Genomic DNA, 26,677 nt, shown 5'->3' with positions numbered 1-26,677 from the left:
GATATCCATTACTTTGAAGAATTGCACGCATAATTAATACAGAACAACAAAGGGAGCATATAGTGGTGGATATAGAACTTTTAACCCAGTCGATTCTAGAGTAGAGCAAGGAGCCACCTCTTAAATTAAAGCTAACTTTGGTTGAAGATGAACGTCAAGTTAGCAAAATTGCCTAGCAAGTCATTCAAACGGACGCAAAATGCTTGGCTTGCGCTCATTCGTGGCTAATTATAACGAGAATATTTATGCGCCCGTTATTGAAAATTTAGGCATTTATAAGGAAATTCAAAATGAAAATCGTTTTATTAAGTATCGTTTTAGTCTTAGCCGGCTGTGCTGCAAAACAGCCTGTTTCTTCGTTAAAAACAGATATCGTTCACTCTGACACTATGGAAATTATCAGAAGTGCCGCAGAATCAGCGCCTAGTGGTGTGCAGGGAGATTTTATTTTAGAAATCAAAGCGGCAGGTAACCAAGGCCCATTTATTTATCTCAACTCTGAATTAGACTACCGTGACCAACGTGCAGTCACCATAGCAATTCATCCTCGTGTTACGCCTTTATTCATTCAAAGATATAGTGTTCCTCCACAGGAATATTTTGTTGGGAAAACAATTGCTGTAGCCGGTGAGGCTAAAAGGATAAGAATCAACTTCATTTCTCAGGGAAAGCCTACTGGCAAATATTATTACCAAACGCACATTAGGGTTACCGATATATCACAAATCAAGGTAGTAGGTGAATATACCTTACAAAACGCTCACGCGGACCACTACGAGTTAAAGGCGTTTTCGCGCCAAGAGTTTTAAACGCGGGGAAATAGGGTTATAGGTTTGCTTAGCTTAAAGTCAGATACTAAGCGCAGTTACAACCACAAGGAATTGTTGATGATTATTAGAGATGCCGCATTAGAAGATGCATCAGAAATTGCCGACATCTACAATTTTTATGTTGTAAATACACGCACAACTTTTGAAGAGCGCAAGGTTTCAGAAAAAGAGATGTCGATAAGGCTTAAAAAAGTCGTAGACTCAGATTTGCCATGGCTTGTCGCTGTAGTCGATGAAGCAGTGGTTGGATACGCTTATGCCACTAAATGGAAAGAAAGAAGTGCTTATCGGTTTTCCGTAGAGTCAACTATCTACCTTGCAAATGGAACAGAAGGAAAAGGTGTAGGTTCCATTTTGTATAAAGCACTGTTTAACAAACTTAAACTGAAAGGGATCAACAATGTAATTGGGGGCATAGCCTTACCTAATCCAGCGAGTGTTGGTCTACACGAAAAAATGGGTATGGAAAAAGTTGCTCATTTTTCCAAAGTAGGCTTTAAATTTGATGAATGGTTAGATGTTGGGTATTGGCAATTGAAACTTCATACCTAACAAAAAATGAAGTCGCCCGTTACGGGGTAACGAAGAACGCTGCGTTAAACCTAATTTTAACAACAGAGGTGATTATGAAAAGATGGATGCTTGCTTCTTTTACTTTACTCTGGTCTTTTGTCTCTCTCGCAGAGACCGATTTATCTGAGTTTGCTAAGAAATACCTTTCATTATGGACTGCAACACAGTCACCCAATGCCATTCAAAACGACTTAGCATTACGCCCCTCTGTAGCTACGCCCTTTGGTGGGCTGTGAAATATCAAAGAAAAAAGGAATTAATGATTGTTTAAAAGTAAAGTTGTTATGGTTATTTTTGCTTTATCACTGTGTTGTTTGGCACAGGCCAACCCAAACCACAGTGATTTAGAGGAAGAAGTATTGAACTCGTTTCAAAGTCTCGTAGAAGCATCAAAGAGGCTGGATACAGAAGCTTATTTTCAACATTTTGATGCAGACAAGTTTGTCGGTTTGAATAGTGACGGAACAAACTGGAACTCTATGGATGAGCTGGTTCCAGTGATAAACACTGGCTTTAGCGCAATACAAAAGCTTAACTCTCTGGAATTCCCAAACGTTAAGGTGTCGATCATTGATGATTTCACTGCGATTTTGGTCAACGAGTTTTCGCAATCTGTATTGCTAAAAAGTGGCGCTACCTATACTTTTTCAGGTGGGGGTACACAGGTCTGGTCTAAACGCAGCGGGCAATGGAAGTTAGTTAGTGTATCAGCTAGTATTACACCGTCTGCCAACAAACAAAAGCCAAAGCTGTTTCTGGCAGTGACATATGAATAGGCGTCTTTTCAATACGCCTCTATATACAAAGGACATGTATGAAAATATTTATCATTTCGACAACACTTTTACTTGCTAGTTGTTCTGTTAACGATGTAACCCATCATCTTTTGGAAAATGTCACTCAAAGTGATATCGGACGAAATGCCGCGTCGTGTAATCAAATTAAAACCAGTTGCAGCATTCACAATCGAAATAATCCAAGCGACTATCGCCACTATTCTCAGTGGAAAAGCGACGATGGTAGCGTCGGTTGTTCATGCAGCAATAAATAGTTTTCCTAAATCAAAAAGACAATGATAAGAGAGCTTTGATGTATGGGAAAGCATAACGCGGTTTTGCTGCGAGATTTCTTAGATAGTGACGTAGAAAGTATGAAGCGCATTCTCAACGATGATTCTGTGACACGCTTTTTATCCACAAAAATCCCTTCTCCGTATACCACTGACGATGCTGTATGGTGGGTAAATGAAGGGAGTAAAGGTGAGCTTATTAAAGCAATTACGGTAGATAATTGTTTGGTTGGCTGTATTGGCGTTAATAGAGGTGAATTCGAATACAACAGGTCGGGCGAAATAGGATACTGGCTTGCAAGAGAATATTGGCGACAAGGCATTGCTTCTTGTGCCATTCAGAGAATTACAAATTTCGTCTTTTCTAATACTGACATTGTCCGTGTATTCGCCTCGGTATTTTCAGATAACGAAGCCTCAATGCAGCTTTTGTTAAAGTCTGACTTCAATCAGGAAGCGGTATTGGAAAATGCCATTTATAAAAACGGGCGCTTTTATAACAATCATATATTTGCGAAGATTAAACCGTCTTTGGGTGCAACACGCCCACTATAACGCTATCGTAAACATTTTCTCCTGGGGCATCGCGAACAAGCAAAGATATGCGGCGCAAGACGTAGCGGCGACACATGATAAGTGAAAAACTAAACGAAAATGAACAATGGGTATGACACCTTACCCTTTCACGGAGTTTACAATGAAATTTCTAGTTTTTTTGGGCACGGTGCGAGATAGTACGCCGCCTAGCCCGGCCAGATTAGGGGCTAGAGTGTCAGATGCACTGGTAACCTGTTTACAACGCCGTTACGGCGAGCATGACGTTGAGTTGGTAGATGCTATGGATTTTTCGCCCAGCCCTGTTTTCAAACCTCACTTTGCTTACCCTGAAGGGAAAGCGCCTTCGGCACTTAATCAATTAGCTGAAAAAATAGAAGCCGCTGATGGATTTGTCATGATAAGCCCAGAATACAACCATTCCATGAGCCCAGCCTTAGCCAATTTACTCAACCATTTTGGCAGCTCTTTGTATTCCTACAAACCCAGTGCCATTGTGACCTACTCAGCAGGGCAATGGGGCGGGATGCGAGCTGCAGTTGGAATGCGAACTTTTCTTTCGGAACTTGGCTGCCTGCCTGTGTCTGCCATGATACATGTGCCGAAGGCGCAAGATATTTTCGAGGCGGATGGTTCAGTAAAAGCAGGTGAAAAGCAAGAGGCGTGGTTTGATTACTTTGGTAGAACCATCAACCAAATGATTTGGTGGGCGCAGGCTGCAAAAGAACATCGAGACCAGGTGAACCCTCACCAGCTAGTAAAAGATTTTAAGCGTAATCCCTCGCAACGTAACGCACCATAAGGTAGTTCGCAGATAATCCTTTTACCCTGTTCATCACAATGTTTATAGTAATACCTTTATGCTTATCCATTACATCGTCAATCTTTAAACGTTTTTTAACTCCAAGGGTTTAAGTATGTCCCAGCGACCAGTCGGCCGGTTAATCCTGTTGCCTATTTTAAGTATGGCAACGATACCAATGCTCGTTAGCGCCCATGTAGATCCAACAAAATTTACACCGTCTGCGTTTGTTGAAAAGCCGGCTGTTGTTGAGTGTAACTTGGAAGATGGAAGTTCAGCGCAGTGTTACAAATTCACCGTTGCCTACCAGCCCGAAGGTCTTGAGATTGGCCCCTTTTGCCCTTCTAATATTGATGAAAAAGGAGGCATATGGGATTGGGATGGCGAAAAGGCGGGTCTTTATCGTCTTGACCGCGATTTTTTTGAGATGTTGGCTGACCAGGGCTACCGTTTTTATGACAAAGATGGGCGCATTGTTATTTCGGATCCAGGCTCAGGCCAACCCCCGGAGGCCGATCATACCTGTCTAATGGCAACGCCAGATAAAGACGTTACCATTACGATGCTATTACCCATTGAGCCTAGAATGGCCGAAAAAGCCCTCTCTCTAGGCACGGTCGCAAAAGTTGGGGTGGCATTAGACGGTGTACCTATATTCGCAGATGCCCCCTCGGTACTCGATACCGGCCACTTACCTGCACTAGATGTATGTGGGGGGCATATCGACCCTGGTGGTTGGTATCACTGGCATGCTACTTCGACAGACATAGCAACTGTAGAAAAAACAGAAGGTGTCGCGGTTAACTGCGCACTAGCGCAAGATGCTACCGCTGCATTTGGCTTTGCATTTGATGGCTTCCCCATGTTTGGTAGCCTTGAAGCAGATGGCTCGAAACCTGAAGGCTTAGATAAATGTCACGGGCACATGGGTGAAACACGGTTAGGTAAAACCTATCATTACCACGCATCCACTGAATTTCCTAATCTACCTACCTGTCTTTCTGGTGTGGTTGCTGAAAATAACTTTTCAACCACATCATCCACCGGCATTGGGTCTCAGGGGAATGCACGAAGAGGCCCTGGACAGGGCATGCCCCCTGGCTTTGAGGAAGCTGCGCAAATATTAGGGGTCTCTACAGAAGACCTGATGAATGCGTTAAAAGGTAATGGGCAACGCCCCAACATTGCTGCCGCTGCAGAGAAACTCGGCGTAACTGAGAAAGCATTGCGCTCTGCACTACCTCAACCGCCTCAACATGCTCGGTAGGTAGAAACCACGCTTACGGCTAAGTAAGGCGACTTACTTAGCCAAGCATTAGCTTATATAACATTGAAAACATTCACTATGAAAAAAGCCTACTTGTTCGCTGTAACCTTTATTTTTTCTTGCCTGACTGCATCGGCATCACAGTCGGATTGGGATTCGCTTGTGCATTTTTCTTCTACCTACGGCGAAAGGCTAGCAGGAAAACCCGGTGAGCAGAAGGCAGCGCAATGGCTTACTGCGCAGTTTGAAGCGCAAGATGTACCCGTCAATATTCAACCCTTTACGTTTTTCCATTATGGCAAAAATCTCCCCTCTCAGAATATTGAAGTGGTTATAGAAGGCCAGTCGGATAAAACACTCATCATTGGTGCACACTACGATGCCATTGGTTACAAAAAAGGCTCTCATGGACTGACAGATAACGCCTCTGGCGCAATAACCCTGTTAGCACTCGCTAAACAACTTCAAGGAAAAACGCCATATTACAATGTACGCATAGTGCTTTTTGGTGCTGAAGAAGTTGGCCTATTTGGCGCGCGACACTATGTGTCATCATTAATAGAGTCACAAGAAATAGCGTATACAGATATTGTTGGCATGATAAACTTAGATACAGTAATTGGCGGTGATATGCTGTATGTTCACAGCGCGCACGCTTTGCCTTATAAATGTGCTGATTCGCAGGCCAATAACTTTAATTCTAACCCCGTTCTGCGGGATGCCTTACTGACCACCTCCACAACCGTAAGCAATACCCTTGAGTATTTAGTTCACCCTACGACTGAAGATTACCCCGAAGGCGTGACTGGGGGATGGTCAGATCATGCGCCATTTGCATGTGCTGGCTTTCCTATAGCGTACATAGAAGCAACAAACTTTGCTATTGATGGTGAATCTGGACGGGATGGATATTCGCAAACAGCAAACTCAGAATTTTGGACTTGCTTCGACGACAAAACGCTGTCGGCGTGTAATCGGGAAGAAGAAAAGTTTTGGGGTAAGCTTTGGCATACCAAGTTTGACCAACAAGCCTATTTAATTCCAACACACGAGAAACACATGAAAGCGCAGTTTCATTCGAACGTTGCGTTGTTGAAAGCATTTGTTCTACTCGAACCCAACGGGTAAAAACTAAGGTGGGCGTGCAATGATAGCTAAGCCTTACAAGTGGCTAACATAACACGCCACACTTCCTTCGCACGTTCATTTAAAAGGCTGAGTTCTTGTTGCCAAGATACTTCCATGGCACGTCGCCATGATTCGCAGTTTTCAATAGTGGCGTGATGGAGTGGCGCATTTCTTAAACTGGTATTTAGCGTTACAAGCCACTTGGCCATTTCACCTTCTAGCGAGGCAATTTGCTGTTCCCGTTGTATATATAACGGAAGAGTTTGATGAATTTCCTGCAATCTTGCGAAAATAACCTGCCTGTCACTTTCTTGTGTTAGCAAGTGAAGTTCATTTTCTATGTCGTAAGCATTATGCCATGTTGTTTGTTCCTCTGTGCACGCAGAACAAAAAAGCATAGCAATGCCTAACAGCGTCACTTTTGTCATTGAATGACTCATCGGAAACAGCATAAATACTGGCTCTCTTCCTATTCATTTACATTGAATAAGTATAGGCGATGATCTGCCACTCTAGGGAAGGTTACAACTAATTGATGAAGAAGGGTTCGATAACGTAATACCTAACCGAACCATTTCCAACCTACAAATAAAAGTAAGAACCCAAACAAATAGAGAAGACCTGCATAACTGAGGATTTGAACCAATTTATTTGCTTTCACATCTGGGTGCAGTGCAAAACGTTTCACAAGACCGTGATTCAGCCAAGCAAAAATAGGTGTTGTCAGGAACGCTAATGTCATCGCAAAACCTAACATGGCTAAAAGCGCAGACTTGAAGAACAACACTATGCTGAAACTACATATCGCCATAGTTATGAGAACTGGGGTAAAAACAGCTGTGGTGCTTAGTTTTGTAGGTGCAAGCAACGCTATCGCCTCCGCAATAACACGTGCGTAACCGTCATATACCGTCAATGCAGAACCAAATATACATAAAAATGCCACCAGCGCGATAAGCCAATGTGACCACGGACCAATGGTGTTGGCGTATAAACTGACCAGCTGCTGTGAGAAACCAATGCCGCTTGTTGCTAATGTTTCGCCACTACCGTGCAAAACTAACGCCCCTAGCGCCAAGAACATCAGTGCTAAAAGCGTCGTTACGGCATAGCCTAAATTAAAATCGAACAATGCACTTCTTGCCGACACAGGCTGAACTTTGCATTGTCGCTTTAGCCACAATGATGTGATGCTGGATATTTCAATGGGGGCGGGCATCCACCCCATAGTAATCACTAGAAACCCTAGGGTGGCCATTGTCCAAGGTGAAGGTGAAACATAGCCACTGGGTTGCACGGGGCCGTTAAATAAAGCCATAAGAAACGCGGCAAAGGTAGCTATCACGAGTACCGCCATAATTCCTTTTGCGACGCCATCCAGAGCCGCAAAGTGCCCTGCCAGTAAAATAAAAAGGATAGCGCAAAGTACGGCTGCGCCGGTCACTGCGACTGAGACATCAAAGGGTATAAAATAAGCCAGTAAGCTAGCCGCGAATAACAATAATGCCGCTGCATTCACAACTGAAGCTACAATATTTAGGGCAAGCGCTAACCCTAAGTAACCCTTTCCCATTTTTCGATAACCTTGCTGTAAGGTTTCTTTGGTACTAATTGTGTAGCTTACCCCTGCGCGAAAAAAGGGGTACTTCAAAACATTAACAGCCAGAATAAGGACAATAAGTTGCCAACCAAATTTGGCCCCAGCTTGGGTAGAAGCAACCAAGTGACTCCCGCCGACGGCCGCGGTTGCCATGAGTACGCCTGGCCCTAACAATCGTAAAAAAGCTGCACACTTGGCCCATGGTGTAGGCTGTGATAATTCCGACAAGCTAACCTCTTAATGTAGATATAAAGAAATTCAAACGGCAACCTTATCAGGTAATAGTTTTTGGCGGAAGAAGATTAGTCTATGTGCTGCATTCCAACCTGCAATGAAGCAACGCTTAGAACGTGTAGCGCGCACCGGTGAATAGAAAGCGGCTGTCGCCACTGTAATCACCACGCTCAAATCCCTTGCCTTTTTTAAGATATGCGCCGCCAAGAGCAAGCCTGAGATTGGGCTTAACTTGCCAACGCCAACGGAATTCAATTTGATTCCCAATAAAGCTATCCACTGACTCGGGCGCTTCTTCATACCACATGGCTTTATAGCTCACCATAAGGTTGTGATGATCAAATGCTGTGTTCACACTTCTTGCCCCTATCGCAACCAGATTTCTTCTCGGCATAGCTTGATAAACATCCGTTGGCCCGAAGTCGAAGCGACGAACACCATACAGGCTATCGAAATTCGTTATAGTGTCATCAGACGCGTCATTGTCACCACTGATGTAATCAAGTTCGGCACGCAAAAGCGTGCCAAGTTTGAGCTGTTTTTCAATTGCACCATGCATCATAAAACCGCGCACCTCTTTTTCAGTGAGATCCGTGGCACTTGTGGTTTCATGGGATGTGCCTGTTTGCCCTATTACTTCAACGTTGGCTTTCCAGGTGTTGGCAATTGACCACGTATAGTCAACAGAAAGCGTGAATAAGTCGCGGTTTTTTGTAGATAAACGTGCAGAGTCATCCTCTTTGAACCAATAGCTTTGAAGCTTCACATTGTCATCTGGCGAGGTTGAATATAGGCCAAAGATTTTACGTTCACTAACGCTTTTATCAAAGGCTCGCTCATTGTTATCCAGTGCTTGGCTTGTAGAAGGATTACGGCTCACCGGCAATAAATAAAAGCCTCTGATATCCCATTTATTCCAAACCCAATCGAGCAATACGCCATCGAAGCTATTTTTGGTATTCCGATAGACTGCTTGAGCAAGTAAGCGACGGCTGCCATGATCAATGGTCATACGGCCAATAGAAACGGCTTTAAGCCCGCCATTACGCGGTAACGTGTAGCGCATAAAAAACTGGATGGGCTCTAAAGTATTAACCTGCGAAGACGTTAATGTGGGGTCGTTGTCATCGAGGAACACCCGCGAGTCAGCGAGCTCTGCGGTAACCTGAAAGTTGTTCCATGCCACTTGCCCTTTAACAAGCAGCTGAGAGGAGATGCGTTCATTGGATTTATCGCGCTCGTCACGGGTAGTAGGGAAAATAGGGTTATGTAGAGTTTCATAACGCAACCGATATGAGCCACTGATGTCATATTCTATTGAAGAGGCGTTAGCAACTGCTGAAACCACTATAAATAGTAGTGGCGCTGAAAAAGAGAGTTTTCGAGAATACAACAAACTCGTCAGACGCTTATACTTCTTTAACATCTATCAACCTGTGGGAACGCGCATGCTTTAAGTTAGTGCGCAGTATAGGCGGTAGGGCAAAAAATGCATTGCTTCTTTGGTATAGCGAGCGAGGCAAATGTTTTGTCATTAGGGGTGAAAAAAAGGTGAGAGAAACTCACCTTTAATCATCAATCACACCGTATGTTCCACTATTCCATTAGCGCCTATCGAAATTTACTTTCTTTTGCGGATGCTGGTAATACCCCTCTTTTAATAGGCGCTTGAAGCGCGTTAACTTACCCTCTAACGTTAACGATTCTAGTCCTTTATTAAATAAAGCGAGAATAAGTTGGCTGTCACTTTGCCCCTTAGGTATCAGCAAATGCGTGGTTACTGTAGAGATAAATGGCTTTATGGCCATTACCTTATTGCGTTCAGCGTTCGAATAATCCCGTTCAAGTAAGTACCAGCCTGTGAGTTCATCGATGGGAAAAACATCAATATCACCTTGAATGAGTGCTCGCAAATTGGTGTCGTCGTCACTGTTCTTAACAATGTTGCTACCAGCCTGAATATAGGAAGCGAGTTCATCATTATAAAGGTAGCCGTCAGTGACACCCATTTTATGTTCTGATAGGTCAGAGAGTTCACGCCAATTCTCCGGCCCGGCATTTTTATTAACGTAGAACACCAAACTTTCGGCCGTTATAGGCTCGCTGTGAAAGAACTCATCTTCTCTGGCCCTTACAAAGTTGCCATAAGAGACCGCATCGTATTCTCCGCTTTTAGCAGCTTCTAGCGCGTCTTCCCAAGACATGGAAACAAACTCAACTACCACACCTGTTTCCAAAAATGCATCAGCAATAATATGATTAATGTATCCATCATGCTGCATCTCGGTAGACGTGTAAGGCGCGTATTCCGTTGTCGCAATTTTAAGCTTTAACCATGCGTGCCCAAAGCTCGGTAAAGGGACCAGTGCGCACAGTAAAGTTAGCGTTATTAAAAACCGCATAGTCATTCCTTATCCTTTATGAATTAAAAATAAATACCCAAATTGATATTCAACCTGTGCGTAGTTTCTTGCCTGCCGCCCAAGTCTAAGCCTACCCCTGGGCCACCAGAAAACCACATGTTTTTGCCTTGGATGCTGTCGACATATACAAATAATTTATCCCATCCGAAACTGCACCCGTTGATCCATTGGGATGAGCGCATACCAGAAGTATCCTCGCCTTTCGCTTCACTGTACTCAGAGTAACAGGTGAGAGATTCGATATGAGAAAATTGATAAGGGACCGAGTAAACCAGGTTGGCTGAGTAGGTCTCACCATCTGCCGCAGCAAGAAACGGAAAGGTAAATGAAGATAGCGCAATGCGATCATCTGCTTGCTCGTCAGGCACGGCCAGATCATAGTCGTAATCAATATATTGCAGTTCTACTTTGAAATTCCCTTGGGTATGCCTTAGGTGTGCGGCATACGCACTCATATCGCCATCATCAAGTGTGTCGAGATTGAGAATTTCCCCGTATTGATAAGACACACCTATTTCGGTCGTTCCCCCTTGAATGAAATTTCCTGTGTAGTTCGCACGAAGGTTGTATTGGCCATCTTCCTGATTTCGATACTCTCCGTCGTCAGCTACATCAAATGAATATCGGCCAAATTCGGCGGCGTCATTATATTCATCGTTCATAAAGTAGGCTGCTTGGAAATCCCACGCCCCGCGCTGATGGTTAATTTTAACCCCTGCGTCGTAGTCGTCCTCAAATCCCAAATAATAATTCACCGAAAACCAAAAGTTATTACTGGCGAAGGGTTGCAAGCCAAAAGGGGTTTGAGTGATACCGGCAGTTATCTCGGTTTGCTCGTCATAATGGTAGGTTAGGTCGGCGAAGCGAATCGTGTCGAAGTCGGTATTCTCATACCACCGATACTCTGCTTTATAACTGAATTGGTCAGAACTGCCTGACACCCCTAGCTTAATGGACTCAAATTCAAATCCATCGCGAAACTCAGGCAGCTGCCAGTCTTGATGCCCGTAATTAACCCGCACATGGCCAGACAGTGTAAAAGGGAGTTCATCGGCATAAGCATGATTCATTTCACTCACGCCTAAAAGAGTTAAGGGAAGCACGGGTAATAGTTTTTTCATTCCTCTTCCTGCATGCTTGTGGTACGCGTATCCTTGTAAGGATAAACCTTCTGTCAACGACGTACCAAATTAATTCCATCACTACCACTATACTCAGCCAGTGCGGTAAAAAGATCACATATGCCCCCCTATTTCGCCACCTACAGACACTTAAGAGCCAAGGGTTAATAACCATGAAATGCGGTTAACTTATCGAGTGCTGGGTTTGCTTCGTTGCCCTGGTTGGTTACACTGATGCCTTATTTTCTAAAGTATAAGACCACGCATGCCCCACAACCTTTCCGCCATTAGCTATTTTGTAGATGACTATGATTCCGCAATCGATTATTTCACACACACGTTAGGGTTTACGTTGAGTGAAGATAAGTCGACGGGCAAGGACAGTCGCTTCGTATTAGTCACGCCTAGAGGCAGCAGTGCAAGCATATTGTTAATGCGCGCCTCAAACGAAGAGGAGCGTGCGCTCATTGGAAAACAAGCAGCAGATCGTGTATTTATGATTTTAGCTTCCGAAGATTTTTGGCGGGATTACGACACCTTTAAACAAAAAGGCGTTGAATTTTTAGAATCTCCCCGAGAAGAGCCTTATGGCACTGTGGCTATTTTTAGGGATAAATACGGTAATAAATGGGATCTCATTCAACCCACTGTTTAGTTTCCTATTTGATATCCCGGCTGACATGAAAAGGTAGAAGGAGAATAAATTGCACGCAATGAAGCGCTCTATACTCATTGATATTATTGCAATTGCCGCTATCGCTGTTTTGATTTCACTTACCTTTTTCTGGATTGAAGCGAAGAAAGAGGTGTTTTATCTGTGTGATAACTTCTATCCTGGCGTATCGAAAAGCAGCGTAATAAGACAATTAAATACCGCAGAACTATCGACGTACGATACAACATTTATCGCTAACGGAAGTCGTATCGTGGCTTATAGCCCCCTTCATCTGGGTATGATGTCATGTCGCATTGATTTTAATAAGCAAGATATTGTGGTGTTTTCTATTGCGCAATAGCCTGTAGGCCAAGCTGGTCAGGCGCCGACCTATTGGCTAGGCATGCTTTATAACCTCGTATCAATGGAAGCATTAGGTTAAATTTTACATTTAAACCACATTATAATTACCAAATCTTTAAGAGTCGTAAAGGCTTAGGTACCCCTCGCCTTAGGTTTACCCTCTTTGATTCATCCTCTTCCCTGTATCCATTTACTATGTAAACGTATAATTACACTGTGTCTTCTTAATCCGATCTTCTTCCTATGCATAACACAACTCACAGTGTCATTGAGGATATCTTTGCTCTTGTTAGCGCAGGCTTATTTGTCGCGTTTGGGGTATTTTTATTTCAATCTCAAGATCTCATGGTAGGCGGGGCTGCAGGCTTAGCATTACTAGGCACCTACGCAGTGGACATGGATTTTGGCTTGTTATTCTTTTTAATCAATTTGCCCTTTTATACGTTGGCGTGGACGCAAATTAGTAAGCGGTTTACGTTCAATACCTTCATTTCCGTTACCACAGTATCTATTTTGACAGAGCAAATTCCAGCTTTTGTGGATATAAGCCATATTAACCCGTTTTTTGCTGCGATTTTCGGCGGCATACTCATTGGTGTGGGCATGCTAATCATGTTCAGGCATAGCTCCAGCTTAGGCGGCGTTGGTATTTTAGCTTTTTACCTCCAAAGTAAATTCAATATTCGCGCAGGATCATTTCAATTGGCCGTAGATAGCACAATTTTGCTCACCGCCCTTTTCTTTATTGAATGGCATCTGGTACTCATTTCTATTTTAGCGGCGATCTGTTTAAACATGGTAATCTCGCTAAATCATAGACCCGAGCGCTATTTCCCCACTGCGGATGCGAAGACTAAAAATAAAAAGAGAAACGCTAAGGGCACACAACAAGAAGCGAATGTGGCGTCTGAGTTACACCCTCAAAATAGCTAACAAAAAACCCGGCACCTCATTTTACTGATGTACCGGGTTCGCTTTGTATCTCTTACTGCTAAATCACTCGCTTACCAGCGTAGTGTTCTTGCCTCTACCTTACTGCTTCTTCTGCACAGGCCTTGACGGTCTACTTACAACTCCACGGTTCACCCTTGGGCGAGAATACGAAGTGCGCATAAAAACCTCTCTGACAAGTTAATACTTAGTGCAGTAGGTCATGAAAAGTTCACGCCAGTCTCATCACTAAGTTCAACTAGTATATGCCTAACACGGGGGGTAAAGTCTCATTCTTTTGATGAATACTTTTTAACTTTTCATACAAATATTGTTAACCCCTTGATAAGATTAACGATACTTAACGATTCTCGGCACTCGCGCAGACACCCGTGTCATCAATTCATAATCAATGGTTCCTGCGGCCTTCGCCACTTCTCCAATGGCAACGTTTTCCCCCCACAGTTCTACCGAATCGCCAATAGCAACGTCAGGAATATGGGTAACATCGATTGTGATCATATCCATTGAGACCCGTCCCGCAAGAAAGGCTCGTGCATTGTTAACAAACACAGGCGTGCCATTAGGGCAATGCCTAGGGTAACCATCGGCGTAGCCGATGCCCACTGTCGCAATAACGCTGTCTTGTGTTGCCGTCCATGTTTGACCGTAACCCACCGACTCTCCTTGAGGTACGTTTCGTAATGCAATAACGCTACTGCGTAACGTCATAGCGGGAAGAAGAGAAAGTGCAGATTCATCTTTAAAACCACCATACACAGCAATGCCAAGCCGGTTCCAATTGTTTCTACTTGCTGGCCACTGAATAGTAGCGGGAGAATTGGCCACACTTACCGCCAGCCCGGTTTGCGTCGCCATGCGGTAAAAGGTGTCTAGTTGGGTTTGAGTAAACGTATTGCTGGTGTCATCAGCGCAAGCTAAGTGGGTCACCAATACAGTATCTTGTTTCAATACACGAGGATAGTTCGACAAAATACCTGGCACCTGATTCACAGCAAAACCTAGCCTATGCATACCACTGTCAACTTTCAACCAAACCTGGGGCAATCTATCCTCAGCACATGTTTCTAGCCATCGTAATTGCTCTTCATTGTGGGTGACCAAAATGCAGTTATGCGCAAACGCCATTTCACATTCTTTGGGTTGATGCGCGCCTTCCAGAATGACAATCGGTACGGTGACACCGGCTTCACGCAACACTATAGCTTCTTCAATTATTGCCACGGCAAAGTGAGGTGAAACATGTTGTAGAATGCGCGCAACATTAACGGCCCCATGACCATAAGCATCAGCTTTAATCACCGCCATAGATGTGCTTTGAGGGGCCATAGCCGATAGCAATTTAAAATTGTGAATAATGGCATCGGCGTGGATGATAGCTTGTGTTTGTCGACTCACGTGTGCAAAGTATTCCTTCAGTACAGCGCAGACGCGCAGTGTACCATGACTAGGGCAAGATCAAATTCGCTGGCGTAATTATTTTCACCAATGGCCTTGGTGGTGGTTATTTTTATTAATAAAGCGGCTTACAATAACAATGCGCTATTTTTCAAACCTATTTAGGATCTGCTATGTCATCCACGCCGTCTTCTCAAACGACCTCAACGTCTATTTTAGCTGAGGAGTTATCACGTATCGTGTCTGAAGGGAGAAATCCAGAGACCACACATATGGACACGCTCTCTACTGAAGAAATGCTCGCCTGTATTAATCGTGAAGATGCCAAAGTAGCAGAGGCGGTTAAACAAGCAATCCCCGCCATTGCAAAAGCAGTAGACGCTGCCACTTCTAGCCTCAAAAAGGGTGGCCGTTTAATTTATTTAGGGGCTGGAACCAGTGGCCGATTGGGGATTTTAGATGCCGTAGAATGCAGGCCTACCTTTAGCGTGCCAGACTCTATGGTTATTGGCGTTATTGCTGGAGGCGAACCTGCTATTCAACATGCAGTAGAAGGCGCAGAAGATAATCAGCTTGCCGGGGAAGAGGACCTGGCCTCACTGACCTTGACCAAAGACGACACCGTCATCGGGCTATCTGCAAGTGGCCGAACGCCTTATGTGTGCGGCGGACTACGATACGCACGCCAACTTGGTTGCAGCACTGCTGCGATTGCATGTAGCCCTAATGCCGTCATGTTTAGCCATGCTGATATTGCCATTTGCCCATTGGTAGGGCCTGAAGCGCTAACCGGTTCAACTCGTATGAAGTCGGGTACTGCGCAGAAAATGATTCTGAATATGATTAGCACCGCCACCATGGTAAAGCTTGGGAAAACCTATGAGAATTTGATGGTGGACGTCAACGCCACCAACGCCAAGTTAAAAGCAAGGGCGAAACGCATTGTGATGCAAGCAACTCAATGCACAGAAGAGGTCGCAGCTGAAACTCTCAGCGAGGCAGACAATAACGCCAAATTAGCTATTTTAATGATATTGACGAATACAGATGTTGATACCGCCCGAAAACACCTCGCCGAAAGCCAGGGTTATTTGCGCGGCGCAATAGGTCACCGGGAAATACCGTGAGGACACCCATTAAAACACTGCGGCTACCTGCAATAGCGTTAACTTTAGTCTTGCTTTTACAGCTCGTGTTTACTGGTGTGGCTAGCGGAAATGAACGGGTCACATTACAAGACGTTGGTGCGGCACAATTCCCACGTTACCTTTCGCAATTGAAAGGTAAAAAGGTCGCCATGGTTGTGAATCAAAGTGCGGTTGTGCCCGATTCAGAAAACGCAGAAGAATACGTGCATTTGGTGGACACTCTACTCAATAAGCAAGTCAATATTATTAGCATCATGTCTCCTGAGCATGGTTTTAGAGGTGACAAAGGCGCAGGTGTAACAATTAGTGATGAGCGCGACCCCATCACTCATATTCCTATTTACTCACTGTATGGGCACAACAAGAAGCCCACGTCTGCCATGCTGAAAAACGTCGACCTGATCGTTTTTGATTTACAAGATGTTGGAGTACGTTTTTACACCTACTTAAGCACCCTGCACTACGTGATGGAAGCCGCCGCTGAGCATGATATACCGGTAATGGTTTTAGACCGGCCCAACCCTAATGGGCAATATGTTGATGGCCCAGTACTTGACCTAAACTACCGCTCTTTTGTAGGTATGCACCCTATCCCTGTATTACATGGTATGACCCTAGGCGAATTGGCCCTCATGATTAAGGGTGAAGGGTGGATTGAAAACGCTGATCAATTACAGTTAACCATTATTCCCGTACGTCATTACCATAAACAAAAAGCTTATCGCCTCCCAGTGCCGCCTAGCCCAAATTTGCCTAATGATACCGCCGTGTCTTTATACCCCACCCTTTGCTTATTTGAAGGTACTGACGTCAGTATTGGCAGAGGAACGCCGCTTCCCTTCCAAATTATTGGCCACCCAGACGTTGCGTTAGGAAAAGACTCGATTAACGTCAGTAGTTCAACAGCGGCATTAAACCCGAAACATAATAATGCCACACTACGGATTCAAAAATTGAGCGCTGAAGATGCTTTAGGTTTATCGCCTACATGGTGGGTTCGCTCCTACAATGCGTTTCAACAAACGCATACACCGTTTTTTACGCGACCTCAGTTTTTCGACAAACTGGCAGGTACATCGTTATTGCGGCAACAAATAAAAGATGGGTTTACAGGGGAACAGATTAAGGCAAGTTGGCAAGCCGATTTAGCGGCGTTTAAAAAGCAAAGAGCCCCTTACTTACTCTATTGAGCGAAGCGCGAATTAGCTTGGCGGGGCTGTGGTCATGACACCTTCTAATTGCCTTTCTAGTGCCATTTTCTTTTCCTTAAGGCGCTTTTTATTTTCCCCTTCTGCCATCGCTAATTGTGCGTCGCACTCAGCTATCTGCTCTTGTAATTGCGCTTTGCTTTTTTCTTGCTCCGCAGCCTGCTCCGCTTTGTCATAAACGATGGCTTCTGGAGAACTTTCTTGATCATCTACTGCCCCCTTATCGGGGGTAGACATCTGCGGGATCATCGTACTCCCCACCGGTTGCACCCGTTGATTCATAAACGAGGGGGAAACAATTTCAATGCCTGCATGATGCAAACTGTCTAGCACCGCTTTGTGAAGACGGGAGCGCGCACTTAGCATACTTTTCACGTCTGTTAATAGCCCCGCTACCCGATAGCTTACCGAAAAATCGCCTAGCGAAGTTACCTGAACGAAAGCTTCATCCAGACCTGCATTGGCTGCTGCAGTAAGTAAGTGCTTCTCTACAAAACTGTGGTGTAATTCGTAACCCAAACTAAGGTCTACCGATATTACGGCGCCAGAACCCCGCGTAACTGTAATCGGTGTATTCACCATGAAGGTATTGGAAAGCGCCACTAGCTCTCTTGTGTCGGTTTGTATTTCGGTGTCAAGTAACCCCATTTCTGCCACTCGACCACTAAACTGCTCTACGCGAATGAAATCCCCCACTTTGAAGGGTTTGTTTACACGCAGAACTAAGCCCGCCATAAGGTTCCCAACCATGGTGGTGGATGAAAAAGCGATAACTCCAGACGCAAGTACACCTATGAGCGCTATCACCTGATTTCGCGTACTCTCACTGACAGGCAGAGACATTGCAATCACCACCAGCCCTATTAAAGTAAGTACTAACATACTTAACTGACGGGGTAACTTCTGCTGTTGTGTTAAATGAACCGGTTTCGCTAGCAAAAAAAAGTGTAACCCGGCCAGTATCACAATAACGAGCGTGAGGGAGGCCAATAGGGGGAAAAAAGGGGTAATTCCGTGAAACATTGTATCCATAAATAGCTTCGCCACTCTCATTGATATTCTAGTTTTAACCCTACCCTCTCTAGGGTAACGGTATTAATGCTGATTAAAACGCCAGCTTAAAGGGGCGTATGAATGCGCCTGAGATTTCCCCAATAACACCTCAACTAATGCATCGGTAATGGCACTGCTCACCGGGGATTCCTCTTCTTGATTTAACGTCACAGAATAGCTAAAGGTGGCAATACCGATATCACTATACGGCATGAATGTATTTGCGACATAGGGCATACGCATAGGCACAAACACAATTTGTTTGTTTTGCTGTTTCGACGACTGCATTAACTGAATCAGAAAATCGTGTCGGGTACCTTCATCCATTCGGTTTTGTATATTTTCTGGTGACTCTAACCCCGCAAGCTCGTATACAGCGTGTTGGGGACTAATGTCACCTACAATGATGGTTTCTGCGTGTGGAAGCAAGCGTGTAAGGACTTGCTTACTGGGTTTAGTCGTTAATGGAATGCAAGCCAGCGATATGTCGGGTGCTAGCACAGCCACACTGTGGCTAAATGCTCGGCAACGTGCAGTGTCAGGCATCATGGCTAACCATGTGGTTGTACGCAACGGAAGCGCTTCCGCCCCATAAAGAAGTGTAATAGCCGCGTCAGCAAGCGCTTTCTCGACAGCTTTATTCTTTGTATTCCAAGGGTTTTCTGCCACTTCCTCACGCCACCAAGAAAGCCCTTTCTCATGAAAATTTCTTAAGGAAAACGAAGACTTAGCATTGGACACCCTTTGCAACGACATAAGATGTTCCTGGCGCTTTATGGTTCCCTTCTTTAGCTGGGTTTGCAATTTGTCGAAAAAGTCACTGAACGCCTGTATATCTGACGGTGTGCGAATAGTATAAGGCATGAGCGCAATATCGGCGCCAGCCTGAAATGCGCGAACCACCGCATCCTCCTTCGTAAAGAAAGAGGCAATTCCCGCCATATCTAGGGCATCTGTGATCACAAGCCCCTTGTAGCCCATCTGGTTACGCAAAATATCATGTAAAATTTTTCTTGAGAGGGTTGCTGGCACTATTTGAGATTGGCCATGCTTGTTAGGCAAAGTGGTTGCATCTAACGCTGGATATTGGATGTGGGCACTCATGACAAACGCGGGCGGCGTGGCACTGCTTATAATGTGCTGGAAAGGAAGAAGATCGCCCTCTCGCGCTTTCGTTTCACTGTGGTTGACTCGCGGTAATCCAGAGTGGCTGTCAACGTGGGTATCGCCGTGCCCGGGAAAGTGTTTAACCGCACTCATTACCCCCTCGGCTTGTAATGCAGCAACAAACGACTCGCCTAATTCCGCTACCCGCTCTGGCTTTTCACCGAAACTTCTTACGTTAATAACAGGGTTTTTAGGCTCGCTGTTTATATCAATTGAAGGCGCAAAATTTGTGTTAATTCCAAGAGGTCGAAGTACTCCGCCAATTCCCTGCGCGACATTCTTTGCAAATGCAGTACCGTGCTCATGATAACTGGCGCCAATGGCTAAGTTGCCTGCAAACGGTGTAAGCATATGGCTTGGTAATCTCGCCACCCGCCCTCCTTCTTGGTCTACCGCGATAAACAAGGGCGGCTTGTGCGCCTCAGCCATTGCAGCCTGCATAGTATAATTGAGGGTTAACAGTTGCTGTGCACTGACAATATTTTCCGAAAACAAAATGACGCCACCAATATTGTAATCAACCAATAACCGTTTTAGTGCTTCGGGTAAATGGGTAACCGGTGTGCGACAGGCCGACGCTGGCGTGCCATCGTCACAAAAGTATCGTAAATCGAGAATGAGGCGCTGACCCAACGAACGGTCCGTTGTTTCAACAACATGGGATTTCGTTTGCGCTGCATGGCTCATTGAATCCATTGAACCTATCGTGGCAACGCATACAACACATAAAAGAAAAGAGGCAAGGTGATTCAACAAAGTGTCCTAATAAAAAAGCATAAGTCGCGTTGGAAAGTTAGGTTAGTATGATAAAACTCCGTGAGTATTCAATAAATAACACTAACAAAAAATACTAAGGCGCTGGTAATTACCGCGTCGATTACGGTACGCTTACACATTAAGTTGTCGCTGAGCCTATGTAAACTAAGTACAGCCGCAAAAAAACGTCAATAGGCCGAAACCTTACCTTCTGTCGTGTTCTGGCCAATGTTCATTAATTAAAACCTATTGGAAAGATGTATGGATTGGGTGTCAATCATCCCGCCACTCGTGGCCATTTTTGTCGTTTTCTGGAAAAAAGAAGTTATTTTAGCATTATTGCTTGCGGTGCTATGTGCCGAAGCTCTCATTCTATTGACTTCAACGCCTGAGATTAGTTTTTTAGCACCGATTAACGCCATTGAACGGGTAGTGAGCACTGCATCTAGCCCTGGCAATACCCGGGTTATTTTATTTTCCGTATTGGTTGGCGCCTTATTGGCCTTTATTCGCGACTCTGGTGGCGTCACGGCAACAGTCAATTATTTGGTTAACAAAGGCGTCGCTAAGAGTAAAAAGCAAGTGGGCGCACTTACCATGTTTACCGGCATAGCGGTGTTCATTGAGTCCAATTTATCTGTTTTAACCGCTGGTATTTTTGCCCGAGGCTTGTTTGACCGCTTCAATATGAGCCGCGCTAGACTGGCCTATATTATTGATTCCACTAGCGCACCGGTTTGTATCCTAATATTACTCAACGGATGGGGAGCGTTTATACTGAGTTTACTCGATACCTATGAACTTCCCGAGTCATCAGCGTCTATTTTGTGGGGCAGTGTTATCTTTAACTTCTACGCCATTTTCACCCTTGTTATTGTGGCGTTTACCATTGCTACCGACAAGGTGCATGGGCCAATGGCGCAAGAAGAAAAAGCCCTGACCACTTCAGACGCTATTCAACATACAGTACCAGCCACAAAAGCACGATTTATGCTTGTTCCTTTACTGGTCATGGTACTCAGTATGATTGGCTTTATGCTATGGACGGGCAATGGCACGTTATCCCAAGGCAGTGGCAGTAAGTCAGTATTGTTTGCAACGGGCCTAGCGACTGCAGTGGCTTATGGCCTTTTGCTTATTCACAAGCGTTTTACCCACCAGCAAGCGGTAGAAATTGGTTTTAAAGGTATGGGTGAACTGCTGCCGCTAGTCACAATTGTGCTTTTGTCGCTAACGTTAGGTAATAGCTTAAAAGATCTCGGTACCGGCGTGTTTGTGGCTGGCGTCGTCGGCGAATATCTCCCGGTTGTGTTTATTGTACCCATGCTTTTTGTCGCAGGTGCCGTCATGTCATTTACGACAGGAACCTCATGGGGCACGTTCGCCATTTTGATTCCTATTGGCGTTCCTCTTATTCAAACATTAGGGCTTCCCCCCTCGTTAGTCGTGGCGGCTATATTGGGGGGTGGAATATTTGGCGACCACTGTTCGCCAATTTCAGATACTACTGCCGTTTCCTCGTTAGCCGCAGGATGTGACGTTCTCACCCATGTAAAAACACAGTTCCCTTATGCCTTGTTAGCGGGGGGATTAACCTTAGTGGCCTATTTTATCGCCAGCCTAGTTATGATTGGTTAAGGTAAACCTATTTAAAGGAGCAGTCTTAATGGCACGTATCTTTGCATTAATATTAACGGTAATCGTGGTCACCGCCTGTAGTCATAACCAAGCGACTACACAGGTGTATCAGCAGGCCGTTGCGATGCCTGACTCTTTCAGTGCAGACGCGGCAATGGCGGTATTAGAGGAAGGCGGAAACGCGGTAGATGCAGCAATTGCAGCGCAGTTCGTCTTGGCCGTGACGCTACCAGAAGCGGGCAATATCGGCGGCGGCGGGTTCATGACCATCGCATTTGAAGGCGAAAACGACTTCCTTGACTACCGCGAAATGGCACCGGCTAACGCGCATAGAGACATGTATCTAGACAATGAGGGTAACGTAAAGCCTTACGAGTCATTATTCGGTGCTAAAGCCTCAGGCATACCTGGAACGGTTGCGGGAATGTGGGCAGCACACAAAAAGTACGGCAGCTTACCCTGGGAACGGTTGCTTGAACCTGCGGTTTCCCTTGCTGAAGAGGGCTTTATCGTACCTAAAAAGCTATCAGATAACATCGCATGGTATATAGAGAAAACCGAAGAACAGGGACTAAAAGGGAATTTTGCGCATTATTTTTCACAAGCCAAAGCGAATACACGCTTTACCCAACCTGAGCTAGCCACCACCCTAAAACATATTCAAGCACAGGGAAAAGACGGTTTTTACCGAGGTGAGGTGGCCGAGAAAATCGTTTCTTTTATGCAAAATAATGGGGGGCTTATCACCCATGACGACTTACAAGCCTATCACGCAGTGTGGCGCGCTCCCCTCACCTATCAATGGCAAGATTACACCTTAGTGACTGCGCCCCCGCCCAGTTCTGGTGGGGTTGCAGTGGCGCAATGGATTGGCATGCTCGACGCCTACACCACGATGGCAACGCCTTCAACAAGCCTGAAGCATAATAGCCTAGACTACATTCATGTTATGTCTGAAATTGGTAAGCGGGTTTTTGCGGATAGAGCACAATATATGGGTGATCCTGATTTTGTGAACGTCCCCGTCAACGCGCTTATAGCACCTGACTATATTGACGCCCGCGCAAAAGCAATCAATCTCCACGAAATTTCAGTGACAGAAGATATTAAGCCGGGTCTAAAGGAAAGTGAAGATACCACCCATTTCTCTATTTTAGACCGCTGGGGCAACGCGGTCGCCAACACCACCACCATTAACCTTACCTTTGGCAGTGGGGTTGTGGTGTCTGGAGCAGGCTTCTTACTTAATGATGAAATGGACGACTTTAGCGCAAAACCCGGCGTACCCAACTTTTTTGGCGCAGTAGGCGGTGAAGCAAATGCCATTGCTCCCTATAAGCGTATGCTTTCTTCTATGACACCCACTTTGGTGAAAGAAGGCAACGACGTGGTATTAGTCACCGGCTCGCCAGGTGGAACCACAATTATCTCTTCGGTGACACAATCTTTGTTAAACGCGCTTTTGTTTGATATGACAGCAGAAGACGCCGTGAATGCTCCGCGCTTTCATCACCAACTACTGCCCAAGGATACGATAAGAATGCACGACGGCTTTTTAGACAGTGACGTTCAGCAGCTTAAGCAACGAGGTTACGTAATAGACCAACGGCGTTTTGGTGATCTACATCTTATTAAGCGAACACACCAAGGCCTAGAAGCAGCATCAGAGGCCAGTGGCCGTGGCAAAAGCATGGTTCGTTAGCCGGTTAGCTTCCCTCTCCCCGCTGACTGTAGCGGCGGGGAAGTCACCATTAAAGAAAGCGTTTTAGCAAGGCTAATTTTAGTTTTGAGAAAGGCGCATATCGAAAAGGTACATCAAGGGCGAAGCCACGTTTCATAACGGTCTTAATATGGCTAAATGTATCGAAGCCTGCCTGCCCGTGATACTGCCCCATGCCGCTATTCCCCACGCCGCCAAAGGGAAGTTCGGGGTTTGTCATGAATAACATGGTGTCATTGGTACATACACTCCCCGAGCTCGTATTAGCAATTATATGGTCTAGCACGTTATCGTCGTCACTAAATGCATAGAGCGCTAGCGGTTTAGGTCGTGCATTGATAAAACGAATAGCATGGTCAACAGACGCCACCGTGATAATCGGCAGAATAGGCCCAAAAATTTCGTCGCTCATAAGGGCGGAGTTTTCAGCAGGCTCTAACACTAATGTGGGTGCCATGGCGGGACGTTCAGGGTCTACTTGCCCCCCATAAATGACATTAACGTCTTCTAAATAACGTTGAAGGCGAGAGAAATGACGGTGATTAATAATGTTCCCGTAGTCTCTCGAATTCAACGGATCCTTAGAATATTGGGATTTAAGTTCCTTTTTAATGGCATCTATTAATTTGTGCTCAAATCCACTTTCAACCAAGACGTAATCGGGTGCAATACAGGTTTGCCCTGCATTCATCCATTTCCCCCATACCAGCCTACGTGCGGTGGTTTTGAGGTTGGTATTTTTATCAACATAGCAAGGGCTCTTGCCACCAAGCTCTAGGGTTACAGGTGTCAAGTGACGGGCGGCTGCTGTCATCACAATCTTGCCCACGGCCTCGCCGCCAGTATAGAAAATATGATCCCATTGGCACGCTAACAGGGCCGTACTTTCATCTTTCCCCCCCTCTACGACCTCGACACAGGTGGTATCCATATATTGCGGTATCAGGCGCGCAATTAGCGCTGAAGTATCTTCTGCTAGCTCTGAGGGCTTCAGAACCGCACAATTACCGGCAGCTAATGCGGCCACATAAGGCGCTAAGAGTAATTGTAGCGGATAGTTCCATGCCCCCATGATGAGTACTGTTCCGAGAGGCTCTGGTTGTTGAAAGCTTTTACCTGGCCAAGCCACCAAAGGGGTAGACACTTTACGTACCTGCATCCATTTAGCAAGGTGCTTGAGAGTATGGTCTATATCGGAAAGGAGGAAGCCTTGCTCAGATACCACGGCTTCTGTTTCACATTTGCCTAAATCAGACTTTAGCGCGGCAAGTAGATCGTGTTGGTTTTCTTCCAACAACCGTTTAAGGGCTAAGAGTTGATTACGCCGCCATTCAATAGAGCGCGTTTTACCCGTTTCAAAACTGGCCTTTAACTTTTCTACTTTATCAAGGTAGCACACGCCTGCATGCACAGCTTGTAAGGATGGTCTCATTGGCATAATTTGCTCCATCAATCGTCAATAGGTAAAACGAGTAAAACCTTATACGCATCTTATCTTAATATGGGTAATAAAGAACATCACAATAAAAATGTTAATAATGATTTAACAACAGCATTGATATTAGAGCGAGGATAAAAAGGGAAGAAACAAAAAAGCCCAGCGTTTAACGGCTGGGCTTTTAATTGCGTAATGATTGATTAAGCGTCGTAAGGATGTCGCAAAACGATAGTTTCGTTTCGATCAGGCCCTGTCGATACAATATCAACTGGTACACCGGTTAGGTGCTCTAAACGCTGAATATAATTCTTTGCTGCTTTTGGTAGCGCATCATAGGAAGTCACACCATAAGTGGTTTCACTCCAACCCGGCATTTCTTCATACACAGGAGTCACTTTATCGTAACCGTCTGCGGCCATGGGAGGTACGTCTTTCACGTTGCCATCAGCATCTTTATAGCCCACACAAATTTGCAATGCGTCTAGACCATCAAGTACATCGAGCTTCGTTAGGCAGAAACCGGTAATAGAGTTGATTTGCACTGCACGCTTCATTGCAACCGCGTCAAACCAACCAGTTCGGCGTTTACGGCCGGTAGTCGCACCAAATTCATGCCCTTTCACACCAAGGTGTTGACCTACATCACAATCTAATTCCGTAGGGAATGGGCCAGAACCTACTCGCGTAGTGTAGGCTTTAACAATACCCAGAACATAATCAAGCTTAAGAGGGCCAAAACCCGCGCCTGTAGCAACACCACCTACCGTTGTGTTCGATGAGGTTACATATGGATAGGTACCGTGGTCGATATCAAGTAACGTGCCCTGTGCGCCTTCAAACATAATAGGAAGGCCCGCTTTATGGGCTTTATCTAGTTCGTCTGTTACATCCACGACCATTGCTTTGAGGATATCTGCTACGGCCATAGCGCCTTTAAGGGTTTCATCGAAGTCTACAGCGTCTTCACCGTAGTATTGAGTAAGCGTAAAGTTATGCACATCGAGCACTTCTTTCAGCTTGGCCGCAAAATCTTCTGCGTTGAACAAATCACCAACACGTAAACCACGGCGGGCTACTTTGTCTTCGTACGCTGGCCCAATTCCGCGCCCCGTTGTACCAATCGCCTTAGCGCCACGGGCTTTTTCCCGAGCAACATCAAGGGCAATGTGATAAGGAAGAATTAACGGGCAGGCTTCACTAATTTTTAGGCGCTCACGCACTGGAACCCCACGCTCTTCAAGCATAGTGATTTCTTTCATTAGTGCGTCTGGGCTTAATACCACGCCATTACCAATAATACAGGTAACGTTACTGCGTAAAATGCCAGAAGGGATTAAGTGAAGGACAGTTTTTTCACCGTCAATGACTAGAGTGTGACCTGCATTATGCCCGCCTTGATAGCGAACTACGTATTTTGCACGATCAGTGAGTAGGTCTACGACCTTGCCTTTACCCTCGTCACCCCATTGGGTGCCGAGTACCACAACGTTCTTTGCCATGAATCATATGTGTAAAAAAATTAGGCGAGGATTCTACAAAATTATGCGCAAAGGATCATCTGTTTTTCGCACAAAAATACA

General features: G+C 45.2%; 26 protein-coding genes. 16 read left to right on the top strand and 10 right to left on the bottom strand.

Translation table 11 applies throughout. The features are described 5' to 3' along the window. Positions 1-290: 290 nt before the first annotated feature. The 9 genes from EP13_RS02700 to EP13_RS02660 all read left to right on the top strand — a co-directional run bounded on the left by EP13_RS02700 (position 291) and on the right by EP13_RS02660 (position 6,224). A complete protein-coding gene (locus tag EP13_RS02700) occupies positions 291-809 on the top strand; it encodes a hypothetical protein (RefSeq protein ID WP_231497914.1) in 519 nt (172 codons plus the stop codon). 78 nt (positions 810-887) lie between these two features. Further along, positions 888-1,382 carry an arsinothricin resistance N-acetyltransferase ArsN1 family B gene (locus EP13_RS02695; protein ID WP_332309684.1) on the top strand — a complete coding sequence of 165 codons (495 nt, stop codon included), beginning with the start codon at positions 888-890 and terminating at the stop codon, positions 1,380-1,382. A 74-nt stretch (positions 1,383-1,456) separates the two neighbouring features. Next, complete coding sequence (locus tag EP13_RS19205; protein ID WP_156026721.1) at positions 1,457-1,639, top strand: hypothetical protein; 183 nt, start codon at positions 1,457-1,459, stop codon at positions 1,637-1,639. A gap of 27 nt (positions 1,640-1,666) precedes the next feature. Continuing rightward, positions 1,667-2,179 carry a YybH family protein gene (locus EP13_RS02685; protein ID WP_044055878.1) on the top strand — a complete coding sequence of 171 codons (513 nt, stop codon included), beginning with the start codon at positions 1,667-1,669 and terminating at the stop codon, positions 2,177-2,179. Positions 2,180-2,217: 38 nt separating this feature from the next. Beyond that, positions 2,218-2,454: a hypothetical protein gene (locus EP13_RS02680; RefSeq protein WP_156026720.1), complete on the top strand. Its 237-nt coding sequence runs from the start codon at positions 2,218-2,220 to the stop codon at positions 2,452-2,454. A gap of 42 nt (positions 2,455-2,496) precedes the next feature. After that, on the top strand, positions 2,497-3,027 hold the full coding sequence (locus EP13_RS02675) for a GNAT family N-acetyltransferase (protein ID WP_044055874.1): 531 nt from the start codon (positions 2,497-2,499) through the stop codon (positions 3,025-3,027). A gap of 142 nt (positions 3,028-3,169) precedes the next feature. Further along, on the top strand, positions 3,170-3,829 hold the full coding sequence (locus EP13_RS02670) for an NADPH-dependent FMN reductase (RefSeq protein ID WP_044055873.1): 660 nt from the start codon (positions 3,170-3,172) through the stop codon (positions 3,827-3,829). A 115-nt stretch (positions 3,830-3,944) separates the two neighbouring features. Next, positions 3,945-5,096 (top strand): YHYH protein, encoded by a 1,152-nt coding sequence (locus EP13_RS02665; RefSeq protein ID WP_231497913.1) that lies wholly within the window; start codon positions 3,945-3,947, stop codon positions 5,094-5,096. Positions 5,097-5,174: 78 nt separating this feature from the next. Further along, a complete protein-coding gene (locus EP13_RS02660) occupies positions 5,175-6,224 on the top strand; it encodes a M28 family metallopeptidase (protein ID WP_044055872.1) in 1,050 nt (349 codons plus the stop codon). Between the two features lie 26 nt (positions 6,225-6,250). Here EP13_RS02660 and EP13_RS02655 read toward each other — a convergent pair whose 3' ends face one another. The 5 genes from EP13_RS02655 to EP13_RS02635 form a co-directional block, all read right to left on the bottom strand. Next, positions 6,251-6,652 (bottom strand): hypothetical protein, encoded by a 402-nt coding sequence (locus EP13_RS02655; protein ID WP_081869421.1) that lies wholly within the window; start codon positions 6,650-6,652, stop codon positions 6,251-6,253. 134 nt (positions 6,653-6,786) lie between these two features. Further along, a complete protein-coding gene (locus EP13_RS02650; RefSeq protein ID WP_044055870.1) occupies positions 6,787-8,052 on the bottom strand; it encodes an NRAMP family divalent metal transporter in 1,266 nt (421 codons plus the stop codon). Between the two features lie 115 nt (positions 8,053-8,167). Continuing rightward, complete coding sequence (locus EP13_RS02645; protein ID WP_052364254.1) at positions 8,168-9,484, bottom strand: alginate export family protein; 1,317 nt, start codon at positions 9,482-9,484, stop codon at positions 8,168-8,170. Positions 9,485-9,662: 178 nt separating this feature from the next. Beyond that, positions 9,663-10,460: a substrate-binding periplasmic protein gene (locus EP13_RS02640; RefSeq protein WP_044055868.1), complete on the bottom strand. Its 798-nt coding sequence runs from the start codon at positions 10,458-10,460 to the stop codon at positions 9,663-9,665. Between the two features lie 23 nt (positions 10,461-10,483). Further along, positions 10,484-11,602 carry a porin family protein gene (locus EP13_RS02635; RefSeq protein ID WP_044055867.1) on the bottom strand — a complete coding sequence of 373 codons (1,119 nt, stop codon included), beginning with the start codon at positions 11,600-11,602 and terminating at the stop codon, positions 10,484-10,486. Positions 11,603-11,867: 265 nt separating this feature from the next. On the opposite strand from EP13_RS02635, the gene EP13_RS02630 reads away from it, so the two are divergent. From EP13_RS02630 to EP13_RS02620, 3 genes are all read left to right on the top strand, one after another. Continuing rightward, complete coding sequence (locus tag EP13_RS02630) at positions 11,868-12,257, top strand: VOC family protein (protein WP_044055866.1); 390 nt, start codon at positions 11,868-11,870, stop codon at positions 12,255-12,257. Positions 12,258-12,315: 58 nt separating this feature from the next. Further along, positions 12,316-12,618, top strand: coding sequence for a hypothetical protein (locus EP13_RS02625; protein WP_231401185.1), 303 nt, complete (start codon positions 12,316-12,318; stop codon positions 12,616-12,618). Between the two features lie 245 nt (positions 12,619-12,863). Next, positions 12,864-13,553: a YitT family protein gene (locus EP13_RS02620; protein WP_044055864.1), complete on the top strand. Its 690-nt coding sequence runs from the start codon at positions 12,864-12,866 to the stop codon at positions 13,551-13,553. Positions 13,554-13,901: 348 nt separating this feature from the next. On the opposite strand, the gene alr is transcribed toward EP13_RS02620, so the two are convergent. Further along, on the bottom strand, positions 13,902-14,969 hold the full coding sequence (gene alr / locus EP13_RS02615; RefSeq protein ID WP_044055863.1) for an alanine racemase: 1,068 nt from the start codon (positions 14,967-14,969) through the stop codon (positions 13,902-13,904). 173 nt (positions 14,970-15,142) lie between these two features. Between alr and murQ the strand changes: the two genes are divergently transcribed. Together murQ and EP13_RS02605 are read left to right on the top strand one after the other, a co-directional pair. Continuing rightward, positions 15,143-16,096: an N-acetylmuramic acid 6-phosphate etherase gene (gene murQ, locus EP13_RS02610; RefSeq protein WP_052364253.1), complete on the top strand. Its 954-nt coding sequence runs from the start codon at positions 15,143-15,145 to the stop codon at positions 16,094-16,096. Next, a complete protein-coding gene (locus EP13_RS02605) occupies positions 16,093-17,307 on the top strand; it encodes an exo-beta-N-acetylmuramidase NamZ family protein (protein WP_231497912.1) in 1,215 nt (404 codons plus the stop codon). Before murQ ends, EP13_RS02605 begins: the two co-directional genes overlap by 4 nt. A 12-nt stretch (positions 17,308-17,319) precedes the next feature. On the opposite strand, the gene EP13_RS02600 is transcribed toward EP13_RS02605, so the two are convergent. Beyond that, positions 17,320-18,357, bottom strand: a complete 1,038-nt coding sequence (locus EP13_RS02600; RefSeq protein ID WP_081869551.1) for a mechanosensitive ion channel domain-containing protein — start codon at positions 18,355-18,357, stop codon at positions 17,320-17,322. A 63-nt stretch (positions 18,358-18,420) separates the two neighbouring features. Next, positions 18,421-20,241 carry a glycoside hydrolase family 3 N-terminal domain-containing protein gene (locus EP13_RS02595; RefSeq protein ID WP_081869420.1) on the bottom strand — a complete coding sequence of 607 codons (1,821 nt, stop codon included), beginning with the start codon at positions 20,239-20,241 and terminating at the stop codon, positions 18,421-18,423. Between the two features lie 321 nt (positions 20,242-20,562). Between EP13_RS02595 and EP13_RS02590 the strand changes: the two genes are divergently transcribed. Both EP13_RS02590 and ggt read left to right on the top strand, forming a co-directional pair. Continuing rightward, the gene (locus EP13_RS02590) at positions 20,563-21,939 is read left to right on the top strand and encodes a Na+/H+ antiporter NhaC family protein (RefSeq protein ID WP_044055860.1); all 1,377 of its coding nucleotides are present in this window, start codon (positions 20,563-20,565) and stop codon (positions 21,937-21,939) included. A gap of 28 nt (positions 21,940-21,967) precedes the next feature. After that, positions 21,968-23,641 carry a gamma-glutamyltransferase gene (gene ggt / locus EP13_RS02585; protein WP_044055859.1) on the top strand — a complete coding sequence of 558 codons (1,674 nt, stop codon included), beginning with the start codon at positions 21,968-21,970 and terminating at the stop codon, positions 23,639-23,641. 49 nt (positions 23,642-23,690) lie between these two features. Here the strand turns inward: ggt and EP13_RS02580 are convergent, their stop codons facing one another. Next, positions 23,691-25,097, bottom strand: coding sequence for an aldehyde dehydrogenase family protein (locus tag EP13_RS02580; protein WP_044055858.1), 1,407 nt, complete (start codon positions 25,095-25,097; stop codon positions 23,691-23,693). Between the two features lie 200 nt (positions 25,098-25,297). Next, complete coding sequence (locus EP13_RS02575; protein WP_044055857.1) at positions 25,298-26,596, bottom strand: adenylosuccinate synthase; 1,299 nt, start codon at positions 26,594-26,596, stop codon at positions 25,298-25,300. Between the last annotated feature and the right edge of the window lie 81 nt (positions 26,597-26,677).

Origin of the sequence: Alteromonas australica (assembly GCF_000730385.1) — a bacterium.
Classification (GTDB): Bacteria; Pseudomonadota; Gammaproteobacteria; order Enterobacterales; family Alteromonadaceae; genus Alteromonas; species Alteromonas australica.
Note: the sequence above shows the minus strand (reverse complement) of the source record. Positions and strands in the feature narration are given on the sequence as shown.

Excerpts from the sequence above, each read along its gene's own strand:
- EP13_RS02700 (WP_231497914.1), top strand. The coding sequence starts at position 291 with ATGAAAATCGTTTTATTAAGTATCGTTTTAGTCTTAGCCGGCTGTGCT.
- EP13_RS02635 (WP_044055867.1), bottom strand. The coding sequence starts at position 11,602 with ATGAAAAAACTATTACCCGTGCTTCCCTTAACTCTTTTAGGCGTGAGT.
- EP13_RS02580 (WP_044055858.1), bottom strand. The coding sequence starts at position 25,097 with ATGCCAATGAGACCATCCTTACAAGCTGTGCATGCAGGCGTGTGCTAC.
- EP13_RS02695 (WP_332309684.1), top strand. The coding sequence starts at position 888 with ATGATTATTAGAGATGCCGCATTAGAAGATGCATCAGAAATTGCCGAC.
- EP13_RS02675 (WP_044055874.1), top strand. The coding sequence starts at position 2,497 with ATGGGAAAGCATAACGCGGTTTTGCTGCGAGATTTCTTAGATAGTGAC.
- EP13_RS02670 (WP_044055873.1), top strand. The coding sequence starts at position 3,170 with ATGAAATTTCTAGTTTTTTTGGGCACGGTGCGAGATAGTACGCCGCCT.
- EP13_RS02595 (WP_081869420.1), bottom strand. The coding sequence starts at position 20,241 with ATGGATTCAATGAGCCATGCAGCGCAAACGAAATCCCATGTTGTTGAA.
- EP13_RS02600 (WP_081869551.1), bottom strand. The coding sequence starts at position 18,357 with ATGGATACAATGTTTCACGGAATTACCCCTTTTTTCCCCCTATTGGCC.
- EP13_RS02620 (WP_044055864.1), top strand. The coding sequence starts at position 12,864 with ATGCATAACACAACTCACAGTGTCATTGAGGATATCTTTGCTCTTGTT.
- EP13_RS02640 (WP_044055868.1), bottom strand. The coding sequence starts at position 10,460 with ATGCGGTTTTTAATAACGCTAACTTTACTGTGCGCACTGGTCCCTTTA.
- EP13_RS02655 (WP_081869421.1), bottom strand. The coding sequence starts at position 6,652 with ATGACAAAAGTGACGCTGTTAGGCATTGCTATGCTTTTTTGTTCTGCG.
- EP13_RS02590 (WP_044055860.1), top strand. The coding sequence starts at position 20,563 with ATGGATTGGGTGTCAATCATCCCGCCACTCGTGGCCATTTTTGTCGTT.
- EP13_RS02630 (WP_044055866.1), top strand. The coding sequence starts at position 11,868 with ATGCCCCACAACCTTTCCGCCATTAGCTATTTTGTAGATGACTATGAT.
- EP13_RS02660 (WP_044055872.1), top strand. The coding sequence starts at position 5,175 with ATGAAAAAAGCCTACTTGTTCGCTGTAACCTTTATTTTTTCTTGCCTG.
- EP13_RS02575 (WP_044055857.1), bottom strand. The coding sequence starts at position 26,596 with ATGGCAAAGAACGTTGTGGTACTCGGCACCCAATGGGGTGACGAGGGT.
- murQ (WP_052364253.1), top strand. The coding sequence starts at position 15,143 with ATGTCATCCACGCCGTCTTCTCAAACGACCTCAACGTCTATTTTAGCT.
- EP13_RS19205 (WP_156026721.1), top strand. The coding sequence starts at position 1,457 with ATGAAAAGATGGATGCTTGCTTCTTTTACTTTACTCTGGTCTTTTGTC.
- EP13_RS02665 (WP_231497913.1), top strand. The coding sequence starts at position 3,945 with ATGTCCCAGCGACCAGTCGGCCGGTTAATCCTGTTGCCTATTTTAAGT.
- EP13_RS02625 (WP_231401185.1), top strand. The coding sequence starts at position 12,316 with ATGAAGCGCTCTATACTCATTGATATTATTGCAATTGCCGCTATCGCT.
- EP13_RS02645 (WP_052364254.1), bottom strand. The coding sequence starts at position 9,484 with ATGTTAAAGAAGTATAAGCGTCTGACGAGTTTGTTGTATTCTCGAAAA.
- ggt (WP_044055859.1), top strand. The coding sequence starts at position 21,968 with ATGGCACGTATCTTTGCATTAATATTAACGGTAATCGTGGTCACCGCC.
- EP13_RS02680 (WP_156026720.1), top strand. The coding sequence starts at position 2,218 with ATGAAAATATTTATCATTTCGACAACACTTTTACTTGCTAGTTGTTCT.